The organism is Caballeronia sp., from assembly GCF_049581465.1.
Classification (GTDB): Bacteria; Pseudomonadota; Gammaproteobacteria; order Burkholderiales; family Burkholderiaceae; genus Caballeronia.
Map to the genome: position 1 here is coordinate 1 of NZ_JBAUSA010000280.1, position 2127 is coordinate 2127.

The following is a 2127-nucleotide window of genomic DNA, read 5'->3' on the forward strand; positions in this document are numbered from 1 at the left end:
GACGCCGCCGCCTTCGGTGCTATCACGTCAAACGAGCTGACCGAGCGTGAAAGAAACTACTGGTCGCTCGTCGAAACCGCGGCCTCCGTCCCGACCCAGAACGACGAAGGAATCGCAGCGACCCGGCATCGTGGTGCGCGCAAGGGGTAAGTGGTTGCGGCAGCAACTGGCACCTACCTGCGGGCTGTGTCGATCGCGTCGGCCAGCGACCACAGTGCTAAATCCGAACAGCGCGATGTCCTTCATCAAGAACTCCCCAGTCGCGGACAAGACGGGAAAGCCGCCGGCAGACGCTTCTCCGATGCCAGGCGTGGTGACCATGAAACTCAGAGTCCCTACGAAGAAGATCGTGGCGAGGATGCCGCCCAGCACGGATGCTTTCGGGAACCACGGCTTGAGGGGCGCCGAACCAAGCGATGACAATCACCAAACCATACCGAGCGACAAGAGCCGCCGCGCCAGTCGTTCGATAATGTCCTGACCCCGCTGCCATGACGCCTGCGGCTTCATCGTGTGACATGCGGTCTCCGTTCTAGTTGCATCTCGCCGCCGCGACCCGCGCCCGATTTGTGCGCTCGAAAACGTCATCCAGGCTTTAGTTGTCGCGGTCAGATCAACGCCACTATCTCCGATCGCGGGAGGACGTGTCCTCATCCGCCAAAGCAATTCACCCGGGTGAGATCGTCAAAGGAGGCCGAGGTTTCGTGCCCGCGCGAGCGCGGTGCTGCGGTCGTCAGCGTCGAGCTTGCGGTAGAGCGAACGCTGATGGGTTTTCACGGTGTTGATCGATACGAAGAGGTGCTCGGCGATCTCTCGCCGAGACAACCGGGTGGCGAGCAGACGAAGAATCTCGAACTCCTTGGAAGTCAACTCTTCCCGGCCCGCGCTCATTACGCCGCGCGTGGCCATCGCAATGCCCATGCCGCGTTCAGCCGCGGCCAGCAGCGCCGGCAGGATGCCGGAGTCCGCGCAACCGCGCACCAACTGCTCAACCTCCTCGATGTTGGCCTTCGCGGTTTGGTCGTCACCGATGCGCTGGAGGATGTCCGCTCTGACCAGCAGCGCCTTGGCGAGTTCGGGAATTGCTCCACCTTGACGGGCCAACATGACGGCCGTGTCGGCCGCGAATGCGGCGGCAGCCCCGTTACCTTGCGCGTCGAGGATGGTCGCGGCGGCAAGCGACACCATCACGTCCACATAATGCTCGGCCTCCCCCAGGTCGCGGCTGCTGCCGGAAGCCCGGCGGATGTAAAGCTCAGCGTCTGCGTGCTGACCGTGTTCGGCCGAGATCATCGCCAGATAACCCAGCGCATAGGTGCGTGCGCGACGATCACCGACGTTGTCGGATACCTGCACGGCCTGCTGAAATGCGGCTTGTGCCTCGTGACTGTTGCTCGAAAAAAGCAACGCAGACCCGTGAACGCAATGAGCGCCAGATTGGGCCAGCGGCGCCTCACCGAAACTAAGAGTGACCGCCCGGCGAGCCGTCTCGAGAGCCCCGCGGACGTCGCCGGTCTTGAACAAGTAAAACGCGCGCAAGACCGCAGCTTGAGCAGCGGTGCCGCCACCATCTGTGGTGTCGTGCGCGGGTCTGGCCTCGATTTTCTCGATCCACGAGGCGGCCTCATCGAGTTGTCCGCCGTTCAGGGCTATCCAGGCCCGCGCGGAGCTCAGCCGCGGATCCTGCGAAACAGTCTCATAGGGAAGGAGATCGAGGCGGCCGGAGACTGTCGATAGCCCGCCTCCGTTGAACTCGTCGGCCCAGTCCTCCGCGATGAGATCCGCGCTTTTTGCGATGTCACCGGCGGCCACTAGGTGGCGCAGCGCTTCGTCGATAAGGCCCTCGCCCTCAAACCAGGTCGCGGCCCGTCGGTGCAGACCCCGAACGCGATCAGGCTCGGTGCGACGCAATTCGGCGCGCAACAATTCGCCGAATAGGTGGTGATAGCGATACCAGCGGCGCGACACGTCCAGCGGCACCAGAAACATGTTCTCGCTCTCGATCTCCTCCAAGACGGAGGCCGAATCGGAAGCTTCCAGCACCGCGTCGCACAGCTCACCACTCAGCCTTCCTAGTACGGAACTGCGCAGCAGAAAGCTGACCAGATGCGGCGGCTGTCCGTCGAG

2 protein-coding genes are annotated in these 2127 nt (G+C 63.2%); both read right to left on the minus strand.

All coding sequences use genetic code 11. The annotated features are described in order from the left end of the window. Positions 1 to 27 precede the first annotated feature (27 nt). Positions 28 to 423 carry a DUF417 family protein gene (locus WCA53_RS06935; RefSeq protein ID WP_423907291.1) on the minus strand — a complete coding sequence of 132 codons (396 nt, stop codon included), beginning with the start codon at positions 421 to 423 and terminating at the stop codon, positions 28 to 30. 261 nt (positions 424 to 684) lie between these two features. Beyond that, positions 685 to 2127, minus strand: a 1443-nt coding sequence (locus WCA53_RS06940) for a LuxR C-terminal-related transcriptional regulator (RefSeq protein WP_423907293.1), incomplete at its 5' end; no start/stop codon positions are given.